This window comes from Pseudomonas sp. BNK-45 (genome assembly GCF_047456255.1).
GTDB lineage: Bacteria > Pseudomonadota > Gammaproteobacteria > Pseudomonadales > Pseudomonadaceae > Aquipseudomonas.
In genome coordinates this window covers 3145678-3171481 of record NZ_CP179909.1, presented here as the reverse complement: position 1 = coordinate 3171481, position 25804 = coordinate 3145678, and the positions used below count along the sequence as shown (strand labels likewise).

Genomic DNA, 25804 nt, shown 5'->3' with positions numbered 1-25804 from the left:
CGATCGCCCTCTTGCCGAGCGCCACGCCGCGGCTGTGGATCAGCGAGCAGGCGCCAGAGCCTGTACCTGCGACGCACCGTTGATCCGCAGCTGCAGGGTCGCGTCGGCCGCCAGGGGCTCCGTCAGCGGCCAGCGCATCACCGCGCCGGGCAAGACATAGCCCAGCAGGCCCGGCGCCAGCGGCCGGGTCTGTGTCCCCTGCCTGAACCCGACATCGGTCAGGCGCGCATGCACCGCGCCCTGATTGCGCAATTCGAGGAACGTCTTGCCGTCCACCGCCACCTTGCGCCAGCTCAGGTCGGGTACGCCGGCGCCCTTGGGATCGCGCTGGCGGGTGGTGTCTTCCTTGCTCCAGAGTCCTGCGCCATAGGCGAACAGCGGCACCGAGTAGCGCATCTGGAAACGAATCGCCGCAGCGCTCTTGGCACCGTCCTGGGGGGTGATGGGTTGGGCCGAGGGAATCTCGTCGATGATGATCCGGTACGCCAGCTCCTGCCCCGGCGGTACTTCGCGGGTGCGGGTCAGGCGCACCAGTTGCTTCTGCCCGGGCTCGATCTTCGCCAGCGGCGGGCTGCCGATGACCTCGCGCTGATTCTGGTACTGATCGGCAAAGCCGCTCTGACTCCAGGCAAAGACCCGGATCTGCAGGTTGGCAGTCTCGGTGCCGCGGTTTTCCAGCCATAGGGCGCTGGCCTGCTGATCCGCCTCCAGCACCGGATCGATCGGCCAGATCAGCACCGAGCTGGCGGCCTGTACCGCGGGCACACCGGACAACAGCCCGGCCAGTGTCAAGTAACGGGTGGCCTGCAGGCCCCGCAAAAGTAAATGCATACTGCTACTCCTTGTCCGCCTGCCGGCTGATGGTCGATTCGCCCCTTCACCACGACAGCTGCACCTGCAGCACGTCGCTGTACGTCCCCCCAGGCTGATTGCCCGGCAACTGCACCTGTCCGTAGATCGGCAGGCTGATGTTATTGGCATCGCTATACGCCACGGCCACGCTCTGGCCGATCCCCAGGCTCTGGCTGTACCCCGCATCGCGGAACAGCTCATAGGCGACCAGGGAACTGCCGCTGCTGATCCGCATGTGCCGCCCGCTGCTGTTGTACTGGCCGCCGTCCACCGTCATGTTCAGGGTCACCCCCGGGGTGCACTGCAACTGCACGCCAGCGCTCAGCGCCACCCTGACCGTGCTGGTGGACAACGCCGACTGGCTGCCGAACGCCAGACTGCCGTAGTTGCTGACACCGCCCACCACCAGGCAGCCGGCGGTGATGGTGGCGCTGACCTGGAAGCTCTGGCTGGTGGCGGCACTGGTCCACACCGGCCAGGCACCGGCACAGATCAGGGCCAGCAGCGCACATCCGGGGCGGGCCATGGCATCAGAAGGTCAGTTGCACGGACACCGTATCGGTGTAGGTGCCGGCCGGCAGCCCGGCCTTGCCCACTGCCTGGCCGTAGAGGTTGACGGTCTGCGCCACCCCGGTGCTCGGTGCCAGGTTGATCACCCCATTGATCGCCACGATCTGCGAGTGCCCGGAGTCGGTGTACAGGTCGTAAGGCACGTAGTTGGCCACGCCGTCGAACAGCGCCCGGGTGCCGCCGCTGGACTCGCCGTCATTGCTGCCGCCCTGGATGGTCAGGCTCGGGGTGGTGCCGCTGGAGCAGAGAATCGACAGCGCCCCGCCACCCCCGCCCAGCACCTGGCCGGTGGCCGTGGTGAACAGGCTGTTGGTGGTGCCGAAGTTCAAGGCGCCGAAGTTCAGGCCGGTGCTGCCGCCGACGCCGTTGACCTGGCAGCTGCTGGTGAGGATCAGGGTCGAGCTGATCTGCCCGGTGACCGTGGTGGCGGCGTTGACCGTTGAGGCCATGACCAGCCCCAGCAAGGGCCAGCCGATTCTCGATACAAGCGCGTGCATGATGTACGTCCTCTCATGGTTACCAATCCAGCGTGATGGTCAGGGTGTCGGTGTAGACCCCTGCCGGAACCGCGCGGGTATTCGCGACCACCGAGCCGAACACCGGAATGGGAATCCGCCTGCCGCTGCTCACTGCGAAATTGCGCTGCTGACCGATGCTGTAGCTGTCGCTACCGGATGCATCGACGAACAATCGATAGGGAATGGTCTGGCGCCCGTTGCTCAGGCGCCGGGTCGTGCCGTCGCCATTGAGGCCGCCATTGATGGTCACGGTGAACCCGGTGACCGAGGGATTGCAGGCCACCTGCAAGCGGCCTTCGGCGCTGTCGGTCAGGCTGGCCTTGATCGGGTTGACCCAGGTCGGACCTTGCCGGCCGAAATCGAGCAGACCCAGGTCGCTGACAGGCGCGGCAACGGGATCGCTGCCGGCACTGCTCACCTGGCAACTGGCCAGGATCACCAGGCGCGCCTGAATCTGTCCGCTGATCGCCGCCTGGGCGTCATCGGCCAGCAGGCACAGCGAACCCAAGGCGATGATCGTCCAGTTCCTGCCCTTCATTGCTGCCATCCCGGTTCCATCAGGACTCCCACCTGAGCCGTCCATCGTCGACGGCTTTCCCTGTTCTGCCCGGGATCCCCCGCAGCAGTCGTCATGGCCCTGCCTTCACCAGCTCAGGGTCACCTTCAATAGATCGGAATAGCCTCCGGCCCGGGGTATCTCGGCCAGGGGCTCGATGCGCCCGTAGAGGGGCAGATCCACGCTGCCGGAATCCGGCACGCGGCCGCTGACCGGGACATTCACCGGCAAGGGTATGCGCCGGGCCGGGTCCTGGTACAGACGATAAGGAATGGGTTTGCCCGGCCAGCGGTTGCTGGCCAGATAACGCACGTCGCCGATGCCGCCATGCAGGCCGCCATCGACGCGCAGTTGATAGGGCGTATCGGGATTGCACTCCAGCCGCGGTCGGCGGCCACTGGGCAGCGCAGCGGTCAAGGGCCCCGCGGCGTCATCCAAACGCGCGCTGCTGCCGAAATCCAGGGTGCCGAGCTGTTCGATACCGGCCTCGCGCTGTTGCCCCAGCAACTGGCAGCCACGCAGCACATCAACCCGGACCTGCACCTGCAGATCCGCGGCCCCTGCCGTCGCGCAGAGCAACGCGCTCATGACTGCCATCCCCTGGTATCCATTCAAGGCCTCAATCCTTGTGAGAAGCATTTGCTGCAATCAGGTTAGCAAGCAGCAGGGAAACCGCCAGTTTGCGTATTAATTGGCCGGACTCCGGTCCATCCGCCCCTCGCATCCAAGCGATGCTCTTTAGAGATCGCTGGTCGACAGGTTTCCTATTGGTTAAATTGTCGCGCCGCTTTTAAGGTGAGCGGCCCGGAATCATCGAGGTAACCGCTCTTGGCCGCTCTACCGCCAAAACCTGCATCGACCCGCTCTCCCTGGCGTCGCCTGTTCGCCAGGCCCGCGCACCGTCAGAGCGCTGCCGGTGCGGTCATCCGCGACTACTTTCGCCACAGGGCCCAGGACCTGGGCTACACCCTGAGCCACAGCCAGCTGCGGGTGATCGACTGCATGGCCCAGCAGGCCGAAGGCCTGGCGCACTCCCCCGGCAAGGCCCAGAGCCTGTACCTGTACGGCGCCGTCGGCCGAGGCAAGAGCTGGCTGCTGGACGGCTTCTTCCGCGCCCTGCCCATCGCGGAAAAACAGCGCCTGCACTTCCATGACTTCTTCGCTCAACTGCACCAGGGCATGTTCCGCCACCAGCAACAGGCCGATGCCCTGGAGACCACCCTGGACGAGCTGCTCAACGAGTGCCGGGTGCTGTGTTTCGATGAGTTCCATGTCCACGACATCGGCGACGCCATGCTCATCACCCGGCTGTTCAAGGCCTTGTTCAAACGCGGCATCACCCTGCTGGTCACGTCCAACTACGCGCCCGAAGGCCTGCTGCCCAATCCGCTGTACCACGCCCGTTTCAAGCCGGTGATCGAGCTGATCCAGCAGCGCATGCACGTCATGGAAGTCGGCGGCCCCCACGACTACCGCAGCCAGGCCAGGACCCACGAGCAGCAGGTCTTCACCCAGGGATGCTATGTGTGGCCCGGCACCCCGGCCCAGCGCCAGGCCCTGGAACTGCCGGACCGCCACGCCCCGGCGCAGCCACTGAGCGTGGGCGCGCGACAATTGACCGTGCGCCAGATCCAGCAGCGCAGCATCCGTTTTGAATTCAACGATCTGTGCGAACAGCCCACGGCCGTCATGGACTACCTGGAACTGAGCCGCCGCTTCGATACCTGGATCATCGACGAACTGCCCGAGCTGGGAGAATGCTCGATCGCCGCCCAGCAGCGCTTCATCAACCTGATCGACGTGCTCTACGACCAGGACAAACGCCTGCTGCTGATCGGCCAGCGCCCCCTGCGCGACAGTCTGGGCGGCCACGCCATCGACCTGGCCCGCACCCGCAGCCGTCTCGGGCAACTGCGGGAAATCGGTCCCGAACATGCACTGGGCTGAACCGCCACCGATAGGTAGGAAAATGTTGCCCATCACCTTTTTCGCGCTCTTAGAGCGGCACCTGAACGACTCAACGCTCGAACATCCGCCGTTGTTCGGCCTGGAGGCGTTCTCTGCCGACGAGCTCGCGGCAAAGGGCTATGAACTGATCGGCGATCCGGCGGACTTTCACTTCTACGAAAAAAGCCATACGACGGTTTACCACCGACGGGCGCAGGAAGTGATCCTCAAGTGCTACTTCTTCAACCAGCAACGGCTGGGCAGCGGCTTCAGCATTGTTCGCGGCGTACGCCTTGGCTCCTTGCTCAGGCACTGCAAACGTCTGGAGCAAAAAGGCAAGGGCATCCGCCCGAACCTGGCCTGGTATTTCTCGGACGACAAGCAAGAAGGCGCCGTGATCCTCAATGACCGGCATGTCATGCGTTTCAACCAATGGAGCCACAAGGGCGCCTATCAGGTGGCAACCCTGGAGAGCGACTTTGACTCCGGCAACCCGCTGGGCCGAGCCGCCACGCGTTCGGTCAAGCACACCTTTGAGCACCACAGCCTGGAGTCGATGCGCAAAGAGGCCCGCAACGCCAGGCAACCGGGTGCATTTCGCAGGCTGCTCGGAGCGATTCACAATGGCATTTGATCGCGATGAGCTCTATCGACTGGCTGCTGGTCTTTTGCGGGCCCTGCAGGATGGAGACCCGGTAGGGTTGTCGGCGTTTGGTGTCAGCCGGGCCATGTATGAGGAGATCACCGAAGAGCTGGAACACTCGGGGGAACAGCTTGCGCACCTGTCGATGCCTCCTTGTGAGATCGCCGGCCAAGCGGACCGCACCGGCAGGGTTGCACTGGACATTTACCCGCTGCATACCGATCCGCACACCCTGAGAATGGCCTGCCAGCTGTGGTCCAAAGGCCAGAAGACCGAGCTCACGCTGATTGCCGACTACTGGGAACAACAGCGGCAGGCCGCCCTGACCTTCAGGCTGCTGGAAACCCAGTAACCCTCGCCCCAGGACAACCCACCGCCCAGGCAGCAAAACCGGCCGATCTGCTTTATCCTCCCCGCCCTTGTCCTTCATTCGAGTGTTGACGCTGTTCATGGATACCCTTGCTCAACTGCGGGCCGGCCAGCTGGCCGGAATCAAGCGCCTGGACCTGTCCTGTGGACTGACCGAGTTCCCCCGGGAGATCTTCGATCTCGCCGACTCCCTGGAAATCCTCAACCTCAGCGGCAACGCCCTGGACAGCCTGCCCGATGACCTGCATCGCCTGAGGCGCCTGCGCATTCTGTTCTGCTCGGACAACCAGTTTCGCGAAGTGCCGGTCTGTGTCGGCCAATGCGCGCAACTGAGCATGATCGGCTTCAAGGCCAACCGTATCGAGCGGGTGCCGGCCGCCGCGCTGCCGCCGCAGTTGCGCTGGCTGATCCTCACCGACAACTGCATCAGTGAATTGCCGCACGAGCTGGGTAACCGTCCGATGTTGCAAAAGCTCATGCTCTCCGGCAACCGCCTGACCGGGCTGCCCGAAAGCCTGAGCCAGTGCCATCGCCTGGAGCTGCTGCGGATCGCCGCCAACCAACTGAGCGAACTGCCGCCGTTCCTCCTGGCCCTGCCGCGCCTGACCTGGCTGGCCTACGCCGGCAACCCGCTGGAGTCGGAAGCCGACGCCACGGCGCTGGCCTCCACGCCGAGCATTCCCTGGAGCGAACTGAGCCTGCAACAGCGCCTGGGCGAAGGCGCCTCGGGGGTGATCCACCAAGCCCAATGGCAACCCGCCGGGCAACCGCCACGCGCGGTGGCGGTCAAGCTGTACAAGGGCGAGATGACCAGCGACGGCTCGCCGCTGCACGAAATGAACGCCTGCATCAGCGCCGGACTGCACCCGAACCTGATCCGCGTCGAAGGCCGGGTCCAGGATCATCCCCAAGGCCAGAACGGCCTGGTGATGCAGTTGATCGACACACGCTTTGCCAACCTGGCGGCGCTGCCGAGCCTGGACTCCTGCTCCCGGGACATCTACCCGGACAACGCCTGTTTCAACGCCGAGGTGACCCTGGGCATCGCCCGGGGCATCGCCTCGGTGGGTGCGCACCTGCACGCCCAGGGCATTACCCATGGCGATCTGTATGGCCACAACACCCTGTGGAATGCCCAGGGCGACTGCCTGCTGGGGGATTTTGGCGCGGCATCCTTCCATGCCCAGGACGACACCGTGCAAAGCCGCGCGCTGCAACGCCTGGAAGTGCGGGCCTTCGGCATCTTGCTGGAAGAACTGCTGGAACGTGGGGATGGTTCGCTGAGCCTGGGGCAACAGCAGAAACTGACGGCGCTGGGGCAGCGCTGCTGTCAGCCAGAGGTACTGGCGCGACCGGACTTTGCCCGGGTCTGCGAGGAATTGGCGGGGCTTTAAAACAGCTTCGCCGGCCAGCCGGCTCCTACAGAGGTGTGCAGGAGCCGGCTGGCCGGCGAATCGCGGTCTTAACCCGCCAGGCCGACGAACATGTCCTGCACGTCGTCATGGTTGTCCAGGCCTTCGAGGAAGGCTTCGACTTCAGCCATCTGCTCATCGCTCAGGCCGCTGACCGGGTTCTTCGGCTGGTAGCCGAGCTTGGCCGACAACACGGTGAAACCCTGCTCGGGCAAGGCCTTCTGCACCGCGTCCAGATCCGCAGGCTCGGTGAGGAACAGGGTCGCGCCCTCCTCCCCCGGCTCGAAATCCTGGGCACCGGCCTCGATGGCGGCCAGTTCCGGATCGGCGTCCGGGCTGTCCGGCGAGGCTTCGATCATGCCCACGTGGTTGAAGTCCCAGGACACCGAACCCGAAGCGCCCAGCTGGCCCTTGCGGAAGGCCACGCGGATTTCCGCCACGGTGCGGTTGATGTTGTCGGTCACGCATTCAACGATCAGCGGCACCTGGTGCGGGGCAAAACCTTCGTAGGTAACGCGGTGGTACTGCACGGTCTCGCCGAGCTGGCCCGAGCCTTTCTTGATGGCACGCTCAAGGGTCTCACGCGGCATCGAAGCCTTTTTCGCCTGTTCCACCACCAGCCGCAGGTGGGCGTTGGTGGCGACGTCAGCGCCGTTACGTGCGGCGATGGTGATCTCTTTCACCAGCTTGCCGAAAATCTTGCCCTTGGCGTTGGCTGCCGCTTCTTTGTGTTTAACCTTCCACTGTGCGCCCATTACTCACTCTCTTGATCTATGGCGTCGAGTTGGATTTGGCCGACGCGATGGGCAAGTTTATACGTCCTCAAGGCCCTGATCGACCAAAAAGTCAGTATCCGACCGCCGCTCTGCCGGCCTCAGCCCCGGTCGGCCTGAGCGGTGCAGGCGATCACTCGGGTCTGTGCCCTGACAAGCCGGTGCCAACCCGCGGGGGACAGATCAGGCAGGAGCCAGGGCGAAAAAGGCCTGGATCAGGCGCAGGTCACGCCGTCGCTCGATGCAGCCGAGCATGTGCCGGTTGACCAGGCCCGCGCCGCGAATCGGCACGGTTCGCACCCGCGGGTCGTGGCCGACTTCCGCCGAGCTGACGACGCCCACCCCCAATTGCGCCGCCACCGCCTCGGTCACCGCTTCGCGGCTGTCCAGCTCCAGCAGCACCCGCGGCTGGACCTTGGCCAGCGCGCAGGCTTCATCGAAGGTCCGGCGGGTGATCGAACCGGGTTCGCGCAGCACCATGATCACCTGGTCCAGTTGTTCGAGGGCGATGCCGTCGGCCAGCGCCAGCCAGGGGTGGCCTGCGGGCACCAGGACACAGACTCGCGACTCTCCCAGGCTTTGCAGGTACAGGCCCTTGCGCGGTTCGACCTCGGTCAGCACCGCCACGTCGGCGTGCTCGGACAGCAAGGCGGCCAGGGTTTCCTGGGCATTGCCCAGGCGCAGGTTGACCGTCACCCCCGGATATCGCGCCCGCAGGCTGGCCAGCATCGGCATCACCAGGTGCGGGCCGTCGGCCGCCACCTCCAGGCGCCCGGTCAGCAATTGCCGGTTGGCCTCAAGCAGCGCCTGGGCCTCCTCCGCCAGGCCGAACATGGCACGGGTGATGGCCGCCAGCTTGATGCCTTCCTCAGTCAGTTCCACCCTGCGCGCAGTGCGCCGCAGCAGGGTGATCTGGTAATGCTCTTCCAGGGCCTTGATATGCCCGGTCACCGCCGGCTGGCTGATGAATAGCCGCCCGGCGGCCCGGGTGAAGCTGCCTTCACGGGCCACGGCGTCGAATGCACGCAGTTGAAACAGGTTCATAGCTATCGGCCTCACTGATGGCTGGCATAACAACAAACAATTTGATTGATGACAAGGCAAACTGCAATTTAGTCCCCGTAGCGTCACCCCCATCTTTTCGAGGACACCCCATGAGCGTCGCCGAGCCCATCCTGCTGACCCCCGGTCCCCTGACCACCTCCGCCCGCACCCGCCAGGCAATGCTGGTGGACTGGGGCTCATGGGATGAGCGCTTCAACCAACTGACCGCCAGCCTGTGCCGGCAACTGCTGGCCATCGTCAACGGCGCCGAGAGCCACCACTGCGTGCCCCTGCAGGGCAGCGGCACGTTCGCCGTGGAAGCGGCCATCGGCACCCTGGTGCCCCGCGACGGCAAGGTCCTGGTGCTGATCAACGGCGCCTACGGCAAGCGCCTGGCGAAGATCTGCGAAGTGCTCGGCCGGGATTTCAGCACCTTCGAAACCGCCGAAGACCAGCCCACCACCGCCGCCGACGTCGAGTGCCTGCTCCAGGCCGACCGCGCCATCAGCCACGTGGCACTGATCCACTGCGAAACCAGCACCGGCATCCTCAACCCGCTGCCGGAGATCGCCCGGGTGGTGGCCGACCACGGCAAGCGCCTGATCATCGACGCCATGAGCTCCTTTGGCGCGCTGCCCATCGATGCCCGGCACCTCCCCTTCGACGCGCTGATCGCCGCCTCCGGCAAATGCCTGGAAGGGGTGCCCGGCCTGGGCTTTGTCCTGGCCGACAAACACTCCCTGGCCCAGGCCGCCGGCAACGCCCACTCCCTGGCCATGGACTTGCACGACCAGCACGACTACATGGCCAGGACCGGCCAGTGGCGCTTCACCCCGCCGACCCACGTGGTGGCCGCGCTGCACGAAGCCCTGCTGCAATACAACGAGCAAGGCGGCCTGCCGGCGCGTCACGCACGCTACGCCGACAACTGCCGGGCGCTGCTGCAGGGCATGGGCGCACTGGGCTTGCAGCGCTTTCTGCCGGAGGCGATCCAGGCGCCGATCATCGTCACCTTCCACGCCCCGAAAGACCCGCGCTATCAGTTCAAGGACTTCTACGAACGGGTCAAGCGCAAGGGATTCATCCTCTACCCGGGCAAGCTGACCCAGGTCGAAACCTTCCGCGTGGGCTGCATCGGCCATGTCGACCGCCACGGCATGCAGGCCGCGGTGAGCGCCATCGGCGAAGTCCTGCGGGAGATGCAAGTCCTCGACCTCTGACGCCACCGCGTCTCTGGAGAAGCGAGCGTGCTCGCGAATCAGGCGCCGCGATCCCCAAACCTTTTTTCGCGAGCACGCTCGCTCCTACAACAGGCACTGCAACCATGAACTACAGCACCCCCACCCAGCTGCAAGCCGCCATCCTCGACTGGGCCGGCACCGTGGTCGACTTCGGCTCCTTCGCCCCGACCCAGATCTTTGTCGAAGCCTTCGCCGAGTTCGATGTGCAGGTGTCCATTGAAGAAGCCCGCGGCCCCATGGGCATGGGCAAGTGGGACCACATCCGCACCTTGTGCGACCTGCCGCAGGTGGCCGAACGCTATCGCCAAGTCTTCGGCCGCACCCCGAGCGACGCCGACGTCACCGCCATCTATGAGCGTTTCATGCCGCTGCAGATCGACAAGATCGCCGAACACTCGGCGCTGATCCCCGGGGCCCTGGAGGTGATCGCCACGCTGCGCGAGCAGGGCCTCAAGATCGGTTCCTGCTCCGGCTACCCCAAACAGGTGATGGACAAGGTGGTGGCCCTGGCCGCGACCAAGGGCTACGTCGCCGACCACGTGGTGGCCACCGACGAGGTGCCCAACGGCCGCCCCTGGCCGGCCCAGGCCCTGGCCAACGTGATCGCCCTGGGCATCGACGATGTCGGCGCCTGCGTGAAGATCGACGACACCGTGCCAGGCATTCTCGAAGGCCGCCGCGCCGGCATGTGGACCGTGGCCCTGATCTGCTCGGGCAACGCCCTGGGCCTGACCTATGAAGCCTACCGGGCCCTGTCCAGCGACGCCCTGGCCTGCGAGCGCCAGCGCATCCATGCGCTGTTCGAGGCCTCGCGCCCGCACTACATGATCGACACCATCGCCGACCTGCCCGAGGTCATCGCCGATATCAACCGGCGCCTGGCCCGAGGGGAAATGCCCCAGAACCATTGATCAGGCGCTGGGGCGGGCCTGGACGGCGGTGCCAGGAGCATCGCCGTTCTTTTTCGGTCCTATGGGCGCCAACGCTCTGGCACGGGCCACAAAAGCCACAAGCGGCTCAGGCAAACCCGGGGAAAGCGGATTACAGTTACAGCACTCCGTCATTAAGAACGGAGGCTTCAGACCTGATGACCGAGGATGTCCCGTATGCCCTGGAAAAACACTGAGTCGCGCTACAGCACCATGACGATCACCTTGCACTGGCTGATGCTGGTGTTGCTGGCGGTGGTTTACGCCTGTATCGAATTTCGCGGCATCTTTCCCAAGGGCAGTGGTGGTCGCACGCTGATTGTCGAAGCCCACTTCATGCTCGGCCTGACCGTGTTTGCGCTGGTCTGGCTGCGTCTGTTCGCCCGTGCCCAAGGCGTGGCGCCGAAGATCCTGCCCACCCCGCCGCAGTGGCAACGGCTGTTGTCGACCCTGATGCATTGGGCGCTGTACCTGTTCATGATCGCCATGCCGATCCTCGGCTGGCTGACCACCAGCGCCAAGGGCCATCAAGTGATGTTCTACGGTTTCGACCTGCCGCTGCTGGTGCAAGAGAACAAGACCCTGGCCAAGCAGTTCCAGGGCTGGCACGAACTGCTGGGCAGCGTCGGTTACTGGCTGATCGGCCTGCATGCCCTGGCCGGGCTCTATCACCACTACGTGATGCGCGACAACACCCTGCAACGCATGTGGCGTCAGCGCGGTCAGGCCTGAGCCTGCAGCGCGCGGCGGCCCTGCAAGCCGCCGCTGTGCACGAAGACCAATCGGCAACCCGGCGCAAAGCGCCCGGCCATTACCTGCTCCTGCAAGGCCAGCAGGGCCTTGCCGGTGTACAACGGCTCCAATGGCAGCGCGCACTGCTGCTCGGTGAGCCGGATAAACCCGCGCAACGCGTCGTCGACCCTGGCAAAACCGCCACGGCTGCTGTCCAGCAACTGATAACCGCCGCGCCCCTGTCCGGCCTCCTGCAAAATGCCCTCGACCTGCTGCGCCACACCGTGATCCTCGGGCACCGCCAGCGCGCCATACACCCGGTGTGCCCCGGCCTCCGCCAGCACCAGCCCGGCCAGGGTGGTGCCGGTCCCGGCGGCCAGCCACCAAGCGTGATAGTCGTTCCAGCCCAGGCTCGGCAACTGCCGCTGCACCTGATCGCGCAAGGTCATGCAGCCCGTGGCACCGGCCAGCCCACCGCCGCCTTCAGGCACCGGGTACAACGCCGGGTAGCGGGCCTGCCAGGGCGCCCAGAAGCCGGGCGCGTGGCGTTCGCGGTAACCGGCGTAGCCCAGCCAGTGCAGGCGCATGCCGAACGCCTGCAGGTCGAGCACCGTTGGCGTGTCCTGTGGATGGCCACGCAACAGGCCCACGGTGGGAAAGGCAAAACGCCGGCCGGCGGCGGCCAGCGCATGCAAGTGATTGGAATGGGCGCCGCCGAGGCTGATGACGCCCTGAGCGCCCAGGCTGCGGGCCGTCGCCAGGTGTTCGGTGAGCTTGAACCATTTGTTGCCGCTGATCAGCGGATCGATCAGGTCCAGGCGCAATACCGCCACCTCGACCCCGGCCCGGGACAGCCAGTCCAGCTCCAGCCGTTGCAGCGGAGCCTGGGGTAACCAGTCGAAGGATTCGGGGAAGGACATCGGTAGCGGGTTCGGCAAAGAAGGGAGCGCAGTCTACCAGCCCGAAACGCTGGCAGACTGCCCCCCAGGGCGTTACAGCTCGGCCGCCAGACGCGAACCCTGGTTGATGGCGCGCTTGGCGTCCAGCTCGGCGGCCACATCGGCACCGCCAATCAGGTGCACGTTCTGCCCTGCCGCCAGCAGACCGTCCTGCAGCTCGCGCAGCGGGTCCTGACCGGCACAGATGACGATGTTGTCCACCGCCAGCACCTGGGGCTCACCCGCTTCGCCGATCCGAATGTGCAGGCCGGCATCGTCGATCTTCAGGTACTCGACGCTATTGAGCATCTGCACCTGCTTGTTCTTCAGCCCGGTGCGGTGAATCCAGCCGGTGGTCTTGCCCAGGCCGTCGCCGACCTTGGATTTCTTGCGCTGCAACAGGAACACCTGACGCGCCGGTGCGTGGGGCTCGGCCTTGATTCCGGCCACGCCGCCACGGGCCTGGAGCTGGGTATCGATGCCCCACTCCTTCCAGAACGCCTCGCGGTCCTGGCTGGTGGCCACGCCCTGATGCACCAGGAACTCGGAAACGTCGAAGCCGATACCCCCTGCCCCGATCACCGCCACGCTCTTGCCCACCGGCTTGCGCTCCAGCAGCACGTCCAGGTAGCTGAGGACCTTGGGGTGCTCCACGCCCGGGATCGCCGGTGTGCGCGGAGCAATGCCGGTGGCGAGGATGATGTCATCGAAACCGCCGGCCACCAGCTGCGCCACATCCACCCGGGTGTCGAGGCACAGCTCGACATGGGTGGTCTGCAGCTTGCGCTTGAAGTAACGCAGGGTTTCGTAGAACTCTTCCTTGCCCGGCACCCGCTTGGCGATGTTGAACTGGCCGCCGATCTCGCTGGCGGAGTCGAACAGGGTCACCTGATGCCCGCGTTCGGCGGCCACGGTGGCGGCGGACAGGCCCGCCGGGCCGGCACCGACCACGGCAATCTTCTTGATCTGCGTGACCGGCAGGTAGTTCAGCTCGGTCTCGTGGCAGGCCCGAGGGTTGACCAGGCAACTGGTGAGCTTGCCGCCGAAGGTGTGGTCCAGGCAGGCCTGGTTGCAGCCGATGCAGGTGTTGATCTCGTCGGCGCGGCCTTCAGCGGCCTTGTTGACGAAATCCGGGTCGGCGAGGAACGGCCGGGCCATGGACACCATGTCGGCATCGCCCTCGGCGAGGATCTGCTCGGCGATGTCCGGGGTATTGATGCGGTTGGTGGTGATCAGCGGAATGCTCACCGAACCCCGCAGCTTGGCCGTGACCTTGCTGAACGCGGCCCGCGGAACCTTGGTGGCGATGGTCGGGATCCGCGCTTCGTGCCAGCCGATCCCGGTGTTGATGAGGGTCGCGCCGGCCCGCTCGATGGCCTGGGCCAGTTGCACGATCTCTTCCCAGGTGCTGCCGCCTTCCACCAGGTCAAGCATCGACAGGCGGAAAATGATGATGAAGTTCGGGCCTACCGCCTCACGCACCCGGCGGACGATTTCCACCGGCAGGCGCATGCGATTTTCATAGCTGCCGCCCCAGCGGTCGGTGCGATGGTTGGTGTGGGCGGCCAGGAACTGGTTAATGAAATACCCTTCCGAACCCATGATCTCGACACCGTCGTACTCGGCCTTCTGGGCCAGGGTCGAACAGGTGACGAAGTCGCGGATCTGCTTCTCGATGCCTTCCTCGTCCAGCTCCTTGGGCTTGAACGGGTTGATCGGCGCCTGGATCGCGCTGGGTGCCACCTGCTTGGGGCTGTAGGCATAGCGCCCGGCGTGGAGGATCTGCATGCAGATCTTGCCGCCGGCCTCGTGCACTGCGCGGGTCACGATCTGGTGCTTGAGCGCCTCTTCTTCGGTGGTCAGCTTGGCGGCGCCGGAATACACCCCGCCCTCATCGTTGGGGCCGATGCCGCCGGTGACCATCAGGCCCACGCCGCCCCGGGCGCGCTCGGCAAAATACGCCGCCATGCGCTCGAAGCCGCCGGGTTTCTCTTCCAGACCGGTGTGCATGGACCCCATCAGGGTGCGGTTGCGCAGGGTGGTGAAACCCAGGTCGAGGGGGGCCAGCAAATGCGGGTAAGGTGCTCCAGCCATGGTGTCACTCCAGATCGGGCAATCACGGGAAAATGCGGAAGCTCTACGGCCTCCATCAGTAGTGCTGCACAGACTAAGAGCACCGTACCCGGCACTCAATGACCGTAACTGACAACTTATTGATCCAAACGCGCAGCGCCCCTTGGCAAGTGCCGGCACGGGCCCTACCCTAGTCGGCGAATCCTGCACACGGCCGCCGACTGTTTTCCCATGCGCAAACTTCTTTACCTCACCTTGTCCCTGGCCCTGCTTGCCGTCATCACCCGTTATGCGCTCTGGACCCACGACCGTCCGGGGGCGCATTACCTGTCGGACCTGCGCATCGAGCTGGCAGTGGACCAAGGCGTACCTGCCGATCACGGCAACCTGCTGGCGATCCAGCCGGAGTTGTTCCCCACCGACTACCAGAGCCCCGAGCGCCTGCACCGCAAGCTTGCCGCCTACCTGCAACAGGCCCGGGACAAGGGCCTGGTGAATGCCAAGACCATCGTGGTGCTGCCGGAACACATCGGCACTTGGCTGATGGTCAGCGGCGAAAAGAACGAGCTGTACCAGGCCGTGTCCTTGAAAGAAGCAATGAACTGGCTGGCGGTGAGCAATCCACTGCCATTCCTCAAGGCCCTGATCAGCGCCAAGGGATCAAGCCGCCTGGCCGATGCGCACCTGCGCATGAAGGCGAAGAAGATGGCCAAGGAGTACCAGGTGCTGTTCGGTGGCCTGGCCCGGGAGTTCCAGGTGACCCTGGTGGCCGGCTCGATCATTCTGCCCGAGCCCAGCGTCAGCCAGGGCAGCCTGCAGATTGGTAGCGGCGCCCTGTACAACAGCAGCCTGGTGTTCGGCAGCGACGGCCTGCCTATCGGCCAGCCCCAGCGCCAGCTCTATCCCACCCATGCCGAGAGCGGCTATGTGCGCGGCGATGCCGGACAGGGGGTGCAGGTCGTCGACACTCCCGCCGGGCGCCTCGGGGTGCTGATCGGCAGCGACAGCTGGTACCCGGACAACTATCGCCAGCTCAATGACCAGGGCGCCCAACTGGTCGCGGTCCCGGCCTTTGTCATGGGCCGCGATGGCTGGGAGCGACCCTGGCGCGGCTTCAAGAGCATCACCACCCCCAGCGAGGTCAGCCTCAAGCCGGAAGAAACCAGCGAGGGCGATGCCTGGCATCGCCTGACCCTCACCGCCCGCCCGCCCAGCAGCCTGGCCAGCGCCGGCGTCAGCGTATTCCTGCGCGGCCAGTTCTGGGACCAGCGCAGCAGCGGCCAGAGCTTCATCAATAGCCACGGCCAGACGTTTGCCGATCAGGGCACAACGGGCGCCCGCCTGCTGAACCTGTGGCTGTAAAGCATGAAGACCACGCCAATGCGCCTGGGGGACCTGTCGGTGGGCTTTGTCCACAGCCTGGCGGACGCGGTCCGCAGCCACGGCCAGGACCCAACCCCCTTGCTCGAGCAATACGCACTGGATCCCGCCCGACTGGGCGAAGCAGGAGCACGCCTGTCGATCCCCCGCTACATGCGCCTGGGCCACGGCGCGATCCAGCTCACCGGCGACCCGGCCCTGGGTCTGCGCATGGGCCGTCTGAGTCGGCTGAGCCAGCTCGGTCTGGCCGGCGTCACAGCCGCCCAAGCCCCCAGCGTTCGTGAAGCGGCCCGTTGCCTAACGCGCTTCGAAGCGCTGTACGGCTCCAACTATCGCGGTCAGTCGAGCTTTCATGAAGATGCCGGCGGCGCCTGGCTGCGCTTCTATTCCATCAGCCCGTACAACGCCTACAACCGCTTCGTGGTGGACTCGATCATCTCCGGCTGGTTGCAACAGCTGTCCAGCCTCTGCGGTCAGACCCTGCTGGCCGAGCAGATCGACATCGAGTTCGAGCGCCCGGACTATCAAGATGCCTACGCCATCCTCGGCCCCACGCCCATCCAGTTCGCCGCCGAACAGAACCAGTTGCGCCTGAGCCAGGCCAGCCTGGCCCTGCGCAATCCGGAACACTGTCCGAGCACCTGGCGGCATCTGCTGCAGTTATGCGAAAGGGAGCTGGAGCAACTGACCCGCACTCGCAGCCTGCGCGAGCGCATCATTCAATTGCTGGGACCTTTGCTCAATGGTGGCCGTGAGCCCGACCTGGAAGAAGTGGCGATGCGCCTGAAGCTGCCGACCTGGACGTTGCGGCGCAAGCTGGCGGAAGAAGGGACGCAGTTCCGGGCCATTCTCAATGACACCCGGCGCGACCTGGCCATGACCTATATTCGCGATACCGAACTGGCGTTCGGCGAGATTGCCTATCTGCTGGGCTTTGCTTCAGCCGAGGCGTTTCAGCGGGCCTTCAAGCGCTGGAACGGCCAGACGCCAGGAGAGTTCCGCCGCTGCCACCGACAGTTCGGCTAAAAAAAAACGCCACCGGCGTTACAGCTCGGTGGCGTCTTCTGCTGGTTCCAGAGGATCGAGCTCGAAAGCTTGATACTCCAGCAGTTCCTCTTGGTATTCGTCCATCGCGGACTCCTTTCTCGGTTGATTGAATAGTGCTGTGTCCATTGACCGTCGGCACCAGCATAAAGTGCCGGGATGACAGAAAAAATACTACCCCCTCGGTCAGGATTTCTACAATGAAAACGTAACAGGCCATGAGGAATTTAGCCTCCGGTTGATACCCACAGTTGCGGCCCACCCACTAACCGGAGAAAACCTGCGAGCATTTTTCGAAATGGCCACCGACACCTCATTGGCTTGGCAGCGTTGAGAGCCCTGGTCAATGAACGGGAGATTTCTTACAGCCCGATCAGCGATGCCTTGAGCCGTTATCGGATCGACATTGAACGCGTCGACCCGAGCTCGGTGTAGGTGCCTTAGTGCCCGCTGCTCGGCAGGGCCGGAATCGGCTCGCTCGGCGGCGGCAGGTGGCTGGCCGGTGGTGGGGTGATGGTTTCGCTGGCGGGGGCTGGTTCAGTGCTGGTGGCCGGCACGATCGGCGCGGCCTCGGCTGGCGGCGCCAGCGGTTGCGAGACCGTAGGCTCCGGTTCAGCGACGGCAGCCGGCGCAGCCACCGCAGCAGGCTCGACCACTGGCTGCGAAGCCTTGGGCTCGGGCTTGGGTTCCGGTTTGGGTTCCGGCTTGGCCTGGGGCTCGGGCTTGCTCTCGGGCACCCCGAGGTCGGCCTTGGGCTTCTCTTCGATATGGGCCGCCTTCTTCGCCTCCGGCGGCAGGAACAGCTCCACCAGGGCGAAGTAGCGCTCATAGAACTTGGCCGAGGACACCGTCTCGCTGGCCACCTTGACCATCGAATCATCGGTTGAACCGATCGGCATCGAGACCGAGCCGAGCACCCCAACGCCGAGGCTGGCCGAATTGTTGACCTTCTTCAGCGCATAGCGGTCCTGCAGGGCGTTGGCGAACACTGTCGAGCGCTGGTCGCCGCTGCCATCCCGGGCGCAGACCACGTTGAAGCTGATTTCCAGGTGGGTTTCGCCGGTCTGCTGGAAGCTCTTGTGACCGCTGACCAGCTTCGGATCATTGCTGGTGATGATGTAGCCCTGGCTGAGCAGGGCCCGTCGCGCGGCCTCGCAGGAAGCGGCGTCGCTCACCGGATAATTGCGCGAGAAGGTGCCGGAATCATCGAAGCTTTCATGCTCGTAGATAGCGGTCTTGTGCGAGGAACAACCGGCGATTGCGGACAACAGCAACCAGCCGGCCGCCGCGCGCAGATGAAATGATCTAAACATCGAAAATCCTGAGGAAAACGCTCCGGGGCGTATTGTGCAACAGATCAATGCCCCGCAGCGCAGGTAATTGGTGTCTTAAATTTCACACAAGTTTAATGACCGCTGTTTGCCGGAAAAAGTCGCTCGCTCAAATGCTCGATCAGCACCCGCAGCTTGGCTGCGGTGTGCCGGCTCGATGGCCACAGCACCCAGAATGCCCCGTTGTGCTGCAGATACTCGTCGAGCACGACCTGCAACTCTCCCCGGCGTACCGCGGCCTGAACCATGAAATCCGGCAGGCAGGCAATGCCCAGTCCGCTGCGGGCCGCGTGCTCCACCGCTTCGATGGAGCTGCTGGTGAGGCGCGTGGGCAACAACGGCTCCGGCTGCTGGGCCTGGGGCTTGAATGGCCAGGGCTCGAGTTTGCCGGTGTGGTGAAAGGTGTGTCGCAGACAGGCGTGCTCCCGCAGGTCCTGGGGGCTGCGGGGCAAGCCGCGCTGCTCGAAATACCCGGGGCTGCCCACCAAGAGCATGCGAAAGCACCCCAGTTGCCGGGCCAGGAGCCGGGAATCCTTGGGATTACCGGTACGCACTACCAGATCGAAGCCCTCCTCCACCACATCCACCAGGCGATCGGAAAGGTCCACATCCAGTTCGATCTGCGGATAGCGCTGCATGAACTCGGCCAGCACGGGCATCAACAGGCCATGGACCTGCGGCGCACTGATGCGCAATTTGCCCACCGGCGCACTGGAGGAATCGCACAGCTGGAACTCGGCGGCCTCGACCTCGGCCGCGATCCGCCGACAGCGCTCAAGAAAGCCCGCGCCTTCGGCGGTGAGGCTGATACTGCGGGTCGTTCGATGGAACAGCCGAGTCTTCAAGCGCTCCTCCAGGCGGGCGATGCTTTTGCCCACCGCCGAGGACGACACCCCCAATAACCGCCCTGCCTCGGTGAAGCTGCGGGTTTCCGCCACCTGCACAAACACCGGGATACTGCCCAGCCAGTCCATTGCGCACTCCCGAACTAAGGATATCTGTGTCCGATAAGTTCGGAACCTTAGCCTATTTTTCCGCCATGCACAGCGCCCTACCCTAGGCCCCTCACTTTTGAGCCAACCCAACGGGACCTGCCCATGAACAATTCCGTCAATGCCTGCGAGCTGTTGCAAGCGCCTGGCCAAACCCGCGAGCGACTGCCTGTCGGCGGCCTGCTGGCCCTGGCGACTGCCGGGTTCATCACCCTGATGACCGAGACGCTGCCCGCCGGCCTGCTGCCGCTGATGAGCGTCGACCTGGGCGTTTCTCCCGCCCTGATCGGCCAGCTGGTGACCTTCTACGCCCTGGGATCGCTGCTGGCCGCCATCCCCCTGATCATCCTGACCCAGGGCTGGCGACGACGACCGCTGCTGTTGATCGCCATCGGCGGCTTCGCCGTGGTCAACAGCGTGACCGCCCTGTCCACCAACTACAGCCTGATCCTCGTGGCGCGCGGGTGTGCCGGCGTCTTCGCCGGCCTGCTTTGGGCCCTGCTGGCCGGTTACGCCAGCCGAATGGCGGCGCCCCACCTGCAGGGACGGGCGATTACCCTGGCCATGCTCGGCGCGCCGTTGGCGTTGTCCGTGGGCATGCCCGCCGGAACCTGGCTGGGCGGCCTGCTGGGCTGGCGCATGAGCTTCGCCTGCATGACTCTGCTGACCCTCGGGCTGATCGGCTGGGTGCTGGTTCAGGTACCGGATTTCCCCGGACTGCGGATGCACAAGCGCCTGCCGCTGACTCGGGTCCTGACCTTGCCAGGGATCCGATCGGTGCTGTTCGTGACTTTCGCCTATGTGCTGGGGCACAACATTCTCTACACCTACATCGCGCCCTTTCTCGAGTCGGCCGGGCTTGGCAACGCGATTGAACGGGTGCTGCTGGTGTTCGGTCTGGCGGCGTTGCTGAGCATCTGGCTGGTCGGTCTTTTGATCGACCGCTGGCTGCGTGAGCTGGTGCTGCTCGGTTGCCTGCTGTTTATCGGCGCCACCCTGGTGCTGGGGCTGCAGGGCGATCAGCCGCTGGCGATCTACGGGGCCACCGCAATCTGGGGGTTGTCCTTCGGCGGCATGGCCACCCTGTTGCAAACCGCACTGGCCAAGACCGCAGGCGAGCACGCCGACACCGCGCAGTCGATGCTGGTGACCCTGTGGAACCTGGCGATGGCCGGCGGCGGCCTGGGTGGCGCCTTGCTGCTGCAGGGACCTGGGGTGGCAACCTTCCCCTGGGTAATCGCCACCCTGTTGCTGCTGACCCTGCTGGTGGTGGTGAACGCCCGGCGCCAGGGCTTTCCAGCCAGCGCTTGAAACGGGTCCAAGGCGTTCGCGACCGCCAACTCTCCCCGGCATGGACCCTGGCGGTGACTGGCATACCTGCAAGCGCCGGAACCGTCGTCACCTGAGCCAGATCCGCCCCAAAAAAAAGACCCCGGCCTTGCGGACGGGGTCTTTTCAACACAGCAGATCAGGCATCAGTAGCGCTTGATGTCCGCCTGGTTTTCCAACTGCTTGCGATAGGCAGAGAAGTCCTGCTGGCCGATACGCGAGGCCAGGAAACGACGGTATTGAACCTTCTCTTCCTCGGTCGGCGCCGCGGCTTCGTTGACGTTGTTGAGTTGCAGCACCATCAAGTTGCCGTTGGGCAGAGTCACGCTGGCGAAGGTCGGCTTGTCCTTGGACTCAGGCTTGCTCATGCGGAACAACGCCTGCAGCACGGTCGGATCGACACCTTCCTGGGCACGGGTCACGGCTTGCATGACTTTCCAGTTCTGACCGTCCACCGGCTTGTTCAGCGCGGTCTTGCCATCACGCAAGCTGGCGATCAGTTCTTCGGCCTTGGTCTTGGCCGCAGCACTGGCGTGCTCTTTGGCCAATTGCGCGCGAATGGCGGTAGCAACCCCTTCCAGCGGCAGTTGCTCAGGCTTGTGGTGCTCTTTGACACGCAGCACCACCACGGTTTCCGGGTCCAGTTCGATTGCGGTGCTGTTGGCACCCTCATCGAGCACCTCGGTGCTGAAAGCAGCCTGCACCACGTTACGGTTGGCGGCGATGCCGTCACCACCCTCACGGCCAAACGGCGCGGAGGTGTGAACAGTCAGTTTCAGATCCTGAGCCGGCTGTGCCAGATCGGATGCCTCGAACGACGAATCCTCAAGCTGCTTGGTAGCCTCGACGAAACGCTGCTCAACCTGCTGGGTTTTCAGATCGCGGGTCAGCTTTTCCTTGAGGCTGGCGAAGCTCGGCACTTGCGGTGCCTCAATGCCCAGCAGCTTGATCAAGTGGAAACCGAAACCGGTACGTACCGGCGCCGAGACCTGATCCTTGTCCAGCGCATACAGCGCTTTTTCGAAGATCGGGTCATAGACACCTGGGCCGGCGTAGCCCAGGTCACCGCCGTTATTGGCCGAACCTGGATCCTGGGAGAACTCCTTGGCCAGTGCCTCGAAGCTATCACCCTTGGCCAGGCGAGCCTGGATTTCTTCGATCTTGGCCTTGGCCTGAGCCTCGTTCACCTTGTCGTTGACTTCGATCAGGATGTGCGCGGCACGACGCTGCTCGGACAGGTTGGCGACTTCTTTCTGATACAGCGCTTGCAGGTCTTCGTCCTTGACGCTGACCTGGTCGAAGAATGCGGCCTTCTTCAACTCGATGTAATCGATGACCACCTGGTCAGGAGTCATGAACTCCTTGGCGTGCTGATCGTAGTAGGCCTTGACCTCTTCGTCGGTCAGCTTGACTGCCGCCGGATCGGCCTTGATGGTCAGGGAGGCGAAATCCCGGGTCTGCTTTTCCAGACGAGCGAAGGCCAGCACCTGGGCGTCGGTTACAAAACCGCTGCCGGCAAGACCAGCACGTACCTGGCCGATCAGCATTTCCTGAGCCAGCATCTGGCGGAATTGCAGACGGGTGTAACCCAGTTGACGGATGACCTGGTCGAAACGCTCGGGGCTGAATTTGCCGTCCACCTGGAATTCAGGTGTCTGCAGGATCACTTGATCCAGTGCGCCTTCGGAAAACGCGAACTTGGAATCCTTCGCCCCTTGCAGCAACAGCTTGCGATCGATCAGCCCTTTCAGAGCGGCTTCACGCAGCATCTTCTCATCCAGCAGGGAGGCATCGAAGTCTTTGCCCAACTGTTGCATCAACTGACGGCGTTGCATGTCGACGGCCTGGCTCAGCTCGTTCTGAGTGATTTCCTCGCCGTTGACCTTGGCCGCGTCCTGGTTGTGGGTGGTGGCCTTGAAAATGGCATCGAAACCGGTCAACGCCAGCAGCGCGACGATGACCCCGATGATGGTTTTGGCAATCCAGCCTTGTGAATTGTCCCTGATATTCTGCAGCATACGTCCCCCAAAAACGGCTGTAATTCAATTTGAGCAGCCGTGGAGCGTGGGTAGAATCCGGATAGAAGAAAGGCGCATCCGAGGATGCGCCTTCTCGTAACTGGCGGAGCGGACGAGAGTTGAATCTGCAACCCTCTGCGTAAACCGATGGTCTATCGGTCGACTGGCGCCCCGCTGCCAGATCAGGCATGACCCCGACCCGGATGGGCAAAGACCCTGAAGAAACTTAGTTAACGGCTTCTTTCAGTGCTTTACCGGCTTTGAAACCTGGCTTTTTAGCAGCGGCGATTTCCAGAGTCTTACCGGTCTGTGGGTTGCGGCCGATACGAGCTGGGCGATCAGTTACGGAGAAGGTACCGAAACCAACCAGAACAACAGAGTCACCGGCCTTCAGAGCGCCAGTAACGGATTCGATAACTGCGTCCAGCGCACGGCCAGCAGCAGCTTTCGGGAGATCAGCAGATGCAGCGATAGCATCAATCAGTTCCGACTTGTTCACTCTAAGTCCCCTTATATATCTATGAGTATGATTCTAAGTTTTTTGGTGAAAGCAAAAACGAGTGCTGAATGGCCTACAGACACTTAAGAGCCGCTTTATAACAAGGGCTCTAAAAAGCTGTCAAGGAAGCCCCCCAGGCTAATGCGTACTAATGCGTGCTAATTCTTTCCTTAGAGTCAGACTCGCGTTTTTCGTCCTTTGCAACTATCTCGGGAGCCACATCCGGCAAGGGCTCCGGCGCGTATTGCAGCGCAATTTGCAGGACTTCGTCAATCCATTTAACCGGTTTAATCTGCAGATCCTGCTTGATATTGTCAGGAATTTCTTTCAAATCGCGAACATTCTCTTCAGGAATGATCACCGTCTTGATTCCACCACGATGAGCTGCGAGTAATTTCTCTTTCAGTCCACCGATGGCCAACACCTGACCACGCAGAGTGATCTCGCCAGTCATCGCCACGTCAGCCCGTACCGGGATCCCGGTCAGCGCGGAAACCAGCGCCGTGCACATGCCTATGCCTGCGCTAGGGCCGTCTTTGGGGGTTGCCCCTTCAGGCATATGGATATGGGTATCGCGCTTCTCGTGGAAGTCCAGGGGAATGCCCAAACTCTTCGCCCGACTGCGTACCACGGTCAGTGCTGCAGTGATCGACTCGACCATGACATCGCCCAGGGAGCCGGTCTTGATCAACTGGCCCTTGCCTGGCACCACCGCAGCTTCGATGGTCAGCAATTCGCCGCCGACCTGAGTCCAGGCCAGACCCGTTACCTGGCCGATCTGATCTTGCTGCTCTGCCAGGCCGTAGCGGAACTTGCGCACACCAAGGAAGTGTTCCAGCAACTCGGAAGTCACTTTCACCGAGAAGCGTTTTTCCATCGCGTGCTCTTTCACTGCCTTGCGGCAGACCTTGGCAATCTGGCGCTCCAGGCCCCGCACACCGGCTTCGCGGGTGTAGTAACGAATGATGTCGCGGATCGCATCCGGATCGAATTCCAGCTCACCCTTCTTCAGGCCGTTGGCCTGGATCTGCTTGGGCGACAGGTACTTGATCGCGATGTTGATCTTCTCGTCCTCGGTATAGCCGGGCAGACGAATCACCTCCATCCGATCCAGCAATGCCGGAGGGATATTCATCGAGTTGGAGGTGCACAGGAACATCACATCGGACAGGTCGTAATCGACTTCCAGATAGTGATCGTTGAAATTATGGTTCTGCTCGGGATCCAGAACCTCTAGCAAGGCAGACGCCGGATCGCCGCGCATATCGCTGCCCATCTTGTCGATTTCATCGAGCAGGAACAGCGGGTTGCGCACCCCCACCTTTGTCATCTTTTGAATCAATCTTCCTGGCATCGAACCGATGTAAGTCCGACGATGGCCACGGATTTCCGCTTCGTCCCGAACACCACCCAGCGCCATCCGCACAAACTTGCGATTGGTTGCGTTGGCGATCGATTCGGCCAGGGAGGTTTTCCCTACCCCTGGAGGCCCGACGAGGCACAACACCGGACCACGGATTTTCTTAACCCGCTTTTGTACGGCGAGGTATTCGAGAATCCGCTCTTTGACTTCTTCCAGACCGTAGTGGTCGGCATCAAGGATGTCTTCGGCACGTGCCAGGTCCAGGCGCACCTTGCTCTGAGCCTTCCACGGCACCTGCACCAACCAGTCGATGTAGGAGCGAACCACGGTGGCCTCGGCAGACATCGGCGACATCTGCTTGAGCTTGTTCAGTTCGGCCTGAGCCTTGGTCATGGCGTCTTTGGGCAGGCCGGCGGCATCGATGCGCTTCTTCAGCTCTTCGATTTCGTTGTGGCCTTCGTCACCGTCACCCAACTCTTTCTGAATGGCCTTCATCTGCTCATTCAGGTAGTACTCACGCTGGCTACGCTCCATTTGTTTCTTGACGCGGCCACGAATGCGCTTTTCCACTTGCAGCAGATCAATCTCGGCGTCCAGCAATGCCAGGACGTGCTCGACTCGGGCTGACAGATCAATGATCTCGAGGATTTCCTGCTTCTGCTCGATCTTCAGCGCCATGTGCGCAGCCATGGTATCTACCAGGCGGCTTGGCTCGTCGATGCTGTTGAGAGAAGACAACACCTCGGCAGGGACTTTCTTGCCCAGTTGCACATACTGCTCGAACTGGGACAGCAAACTGCGGACGAACACTTCTGACTCACGATCAGGAGCATCGACCTCGTCAATCAGAGAGACTTCAGCACGGCAGTGACCATCAACTTCACTGAAGCGTTCTACAGCGCCGCGCTGTTCGCCTTCAACCAGCACCTTGACGGTGCCATCAGGCAATTTGAGCAACTGCAAGACAGTCGCAATGGTGCCTACGCGATAGAGTGCATCTTCACCGGGATCATCATCAGCAGGATTTCTCTGTGCCAGCAGAAGAATCTGCTTGTCGCCCGTCATCGCTGCCTCGAGGGCTTCGATCGACTTCTCGCGCCCCACGAACAGCGGGATAACCATGTGCGGATAAACCACGACATCACGCAATGGCAGGAGAGGCAATTCGATGGTTGTCTTCATGATTTCGCCTCTACGGCGGCCGTACGGCCGTAAACAGATGGAAGTAAGCTTGAAACCAAGATGGGGGCT

At 63.3% G+C, this 25804-nt stretch carries 24 protein-coding genes; 10 read left to right on the top strand and 14 right to left on the bottom strand.

Features of this window, described 5'->3' with window-relative positions; all coding sequences use genetic code 11:
- Positions 1-39 precede the first annotated feature (39 nt).
- The 5 genes from ACMGG8_RS14740 to ACMGG8_RS14720 form a co-directional block, all read right to left on the bottom strand.
- Positions 40-831 (bottom strand): molecular chaperone, encoded by a 792-nt coding sequence (locus ACMGG8_RS14740; protein ID WP_414159807.1) that lies wholly within the window; start codon positions 829-831, stop codon positions 40-42.
- Between the two features lie 46 nt (positions 832-877).
- Positions 878-1378 carry a spore coat U domain-containing protein gene (locus ACMGG8_RS14735; protein WP_060840171.1) on the bottom strand — a complete coding sequence of 167 codons (501 nt, stop codon included), beginning with the start codon at positions 1376-1378 and terminating at the stop codon, positions 878-880.
- 4 nt (positions 1379-1382) lie between these two features.
- Positions 1383-1919 (bottom strand): spore coat U domain-containing protein, encoded by a 537-nt coding sequence (locus ACMGG8_RS14730; RefSeq protein WP_414159806.1) that lies wholly within the window; start codon positions 1917-1919, stop codon positions 1383-1385.
- Positions 1920-1938: 19 nt separating this feature from the next.
- A complete protein-coding gene (locus ACMGG8_RS14725; RefSeq protein WP_060840173.1) occupies positions 1939-2478 on the bottom strand; it encodes a spore coat U domain-containing protein in 540 nt (179 codons plus the stop codon).
- A 105-nt stretch (positions 2479-2583) separates the two neighbouring features.
- Positions 2584-3084: a spore coat U domain-containing protein gene (locus tag ACMGG8_RS14720; protein WP_108546373.1), complete on the bottom strand. Its 501-nt coding sequence runs from the start codon at positions 3082-3084 to the stop codon at positions 2584-2586.
- Positions 3085-3324: 240 nt separating this feature from the next.
- Here ACMGG8_RS14720 and zapE point away from each other — a divergent pair, with 240 nt between their 5' ends.
- The 4 genes from zapE (at position 3325) to ACMGG8_RS14700 (ending at position 6849) form a co-directional block, all read left to right on the top strand.
- Positions 3325-4443, top strand: coding sequence for a cell division protein ZapE (zapE, locus tag ACMGG8_RS14715; RefSeq protein WP_414159805.1), 1119 nt, complete (start codon positions 3325-3327; stop codon positions 4441-4443).
- Positions 4430-5077, top strand: coding sequence for a hypothetical protein (locus tag ACMGG8_RS14710; protein WP_173664418.1), 648 nt, complete (start codon positions 4430-4432; stop codon positions 5075-5077). The genes zapE and ACMGG8_RS14710 overlap by 14 nt, the downstream gene beginning before the upstream one ends.
- Positions 5067-5438 (top strand): hypothetical protein, encoded by a 372-nt coding sequence (locus ACMGG8_RS14705; RefSeq protein WP_414159804.1) that lies wholly within the window; start codon positions 5067-5069, stop codon positions 5436-5438. Before ACMGG8_RS14710 ends, ACMGG8_RS14705 begins: the two co-directional genes overlap by 11 nt.
- A gap of 97 nt (positions 5439-5535) precedes the next feature.
- The gene (locus ACMGG8_RS14700) at positions 5536-6849 is read left to right on the top strand and encodes a leucine-rich repeat-containing protein kinase family protein (RefSeq protein ID WP_414159803.1); all 1314 of its coding nucleotides are present in this window, start codon (positions 5536-5538) and stop codon (positions 6847-6849) included.
- Between the two features lie 68 nt (positions 6850-6917).
- Here the strand turns inward: ACMGG8_RS14700 and ACMGG8_RS14695 are convergent, their stop codons facing one another.
- Positions 6918-7622, bottom strand: coding sequence for a YebC/PmpR family DNA-binding transcriptional regulator (locus ACMGG8_RS14695; protein ID WP_060840179.1), 705 nt, complete (start codon positions 7620-7622; stop codon positions 6918-6920).
- Between the two features lie 201 nt (positions 7623-7823).
- Positions 7824-8684, bottom strand: a complete 861-nt coding sequence (locus ACMGG8_RS14690) for a LysR substrate-binding domain-containing protein (RefSeq protein ID WP_414159802.1) — start codon at positions 8682-8684, stop codon at positions 7824-7826.
- Positions 8685-8794: 110 nt separating this feature from the next.
- Here ACMGG8_RS14690 and ACMGG8_RS14685 point away from each other — a divergent pair, with 110 nt between their 5' ends.
- The 3 genes from ACMGG8_RS14685 (at position 8795) to ACMGG8_RS14675 (ending at position 11586) form a co-directional block, all read left to right on the top strand.
- Complete coding sequence (locus ACMGG8_RS14685) at positions 8795-9904, top strand: 2-aminoethylphosphonate--pyruvate transaminase (RefSeq protein ID WP_414159801.1); 1110 nt, start codon at positions 8795-8797, stop codon at positions 9902-9904.
- Positions 9905-10008: 104 nt separating this feature from the next.
- On the top strand, positions 10009-10836 hold the full coding sequence (phnX, locus tag ACMGG8_RS14680) for a phosphonoacetaldehyde hydrolase (RefSeq protein WP_414159800.1): 828 nt from the start codon (positions 10009-10011) through the stop codon (positions 10834-10836).
- A 195-nt stretch (positions 10837-11031) separates the two neighbouring features.
- Entirely contained in the window at positions 11032-11586 is a 555-nt protein-coding gene (locus ACMGG8_RS14675; RefSeq protein WP_108546363.1) for a cytochrome b, read from the top strand.
- Here ACMGG8_RS14675 and ACMGG8_RS14670 read toward each other — a convergent pair.
- Positions 11577-12506 carry a 1-aminocyclopropane-1-carboxylate deaminase/D-cysteine desulfhydrase gene (locus ACMGG8_RS14670; RefSeq protein ID WP_414159799.1) on the bottom strand — a complete coding sequence of 310 codons (930 nt, stop codon included), beginning with the start codon at positions 12504-12506 and terminating at the stop codon, positions 11577-11579. The two genes, ACMGG8_RS14675 and ACMGG8_RS14670, sit on opposite strands and share 10 nt — an antisense overlap.
- A gap of 72 nt (positions 12507-12578) precedes the next feature.
- Entirely contained in the window at positions 12579-14618 is a 2040-nt protein-coding gene (locus tag ACMGG8_RS14665; RefSeq protein ID WP_414159798.1) for an FAD-dependent oxidoreductase, read from the bottom strand.
- 210 nt (positions 14619-14828) lie between these two features.
- Here ACMGG8_RS14665 and ACMGG8_RS14660 point away from each other — a divergent pair, with 210 nt between their 5' ends.
- Both ACMGG8_RS14660 and ACMGG8_RS14655 read left to right on the top strand, forming a co-directional pair.
- On the top strand, positions 14829-15959 hold the full coding sequence (locus ACMGG8_RS14660; RefSeq protein ID WP_414159797.1) for a carbon-nitrogen hydrolase family protein: 1131 nt from the start codon (positions 14829-14831) through the stop codon (positions 15957-15959).
- A gap of 3 nt (positions 15960-15962) precedes the next feature.
- On the top strand, positions 15963-17003 hold the full coding sequence (locus ACMGG8_RS14655) for an AraC family transcriptional regulator (RefSeq protein WP_414159796.1): 1041 nt from the start codon (positions 15963-15965) through the stop codon (positions 17001-17003).
- A 458-nt stretch (positions 17004-17461) separates the two neighbouring features.
- Here ACMGG8_RS14655 and ACMGG8_RS14650 read toward each other — a convergent pair whose 3' ends face one another.
- Together ACMGG8_RS14650 and ACMGG8_RS14645 are read right to left on the bottom strand one after the other, a co-directional pair.
- Complete coding sequence (locus ACMGG8_RS14650) at positions 17462-18334, bottom strand: DUF2242 domain-containing protein (RefSeq protein ID WP_060840188.1); 873 nt, start codon at positions 18332-18334, stop codon at positions 17462-17464.
- A 92-nt stretch (positions 18335-18426) separates the two neighbouring features.
- A complete protein-coding gene (locus tag ACMGG8_RS14645) occupies positions 18427-19326 on the bottom strand; it encodes a LysR family transcriptional regulator (RefSeq protein WP_414159795.1) in 900 nt (299 codons plus the stop codon).
- 123 nt (positions 19327-19449) lie between these two features.
- On the opposite strand from ACMGG8_RS14645, the gene ACMGG8_RS14640 reads away from it, so the two are divergent.
- A complete protein-coding gene (locus tag ACMGG8_RS14640) occupies positions 19450-20655 on the top strand; it encodes an MFS transporter (protein WP_060840190.1) in 1206 nt (401 codons plus the stop codon).
- 164 nt (positions 20656-20819) lie between these two features.
- On the opposite strand, the gene ACMGG8_RS14635 is transcribed toward ACMGG8_RS14640, so the two are convergent.
- The 3 genes from ACMGG8_RS14635 to lon all read right to left on the bottom strand — a co-directional run bounded on the left by ACMGG8_RS14635 (position 20820) and on the right by lon (position 25735).
- On the bottom strand, positions 20820-22691 hold the full coding sequence (locus ACMGG8_RS14635) for a SurA N-terminal domain-containing protein (RefSeq protein WP_414159794.1): 1872 nt from the start codon (positions 22689-22691) through the stop codon (positions 20820-20822).
- A gap of 226 nt (positions 22692-22917) precedes the next feature.
- Positions 22918-23190: an HU family DNA-binding protein gene (locus ACMGG8_RS14630; RefSeq protein WP_011062271.1), complete on the bottom strand. Its 273-nt coding sequence runs from the start codon at positions 23188-23190 to the stop codon at positions 22918-22920.
- A 148-nt stretch (positions 23191-23338) separates the two neighbouring features.
- The gene (gene lon, locus ACMGG8_RS14625) at positions 23339-25735 is read right to left on the bottom strand and encodes an endopeptidase La (RefSeq protein ID WP_060840192.1); all 2397 of its coding nucleotides are present in this window, start codon (positions 25733-25735) and stop codon (positions 23339-23341) included.
- Positions 25736-25804: the final 69 nt, after the last annotated feature.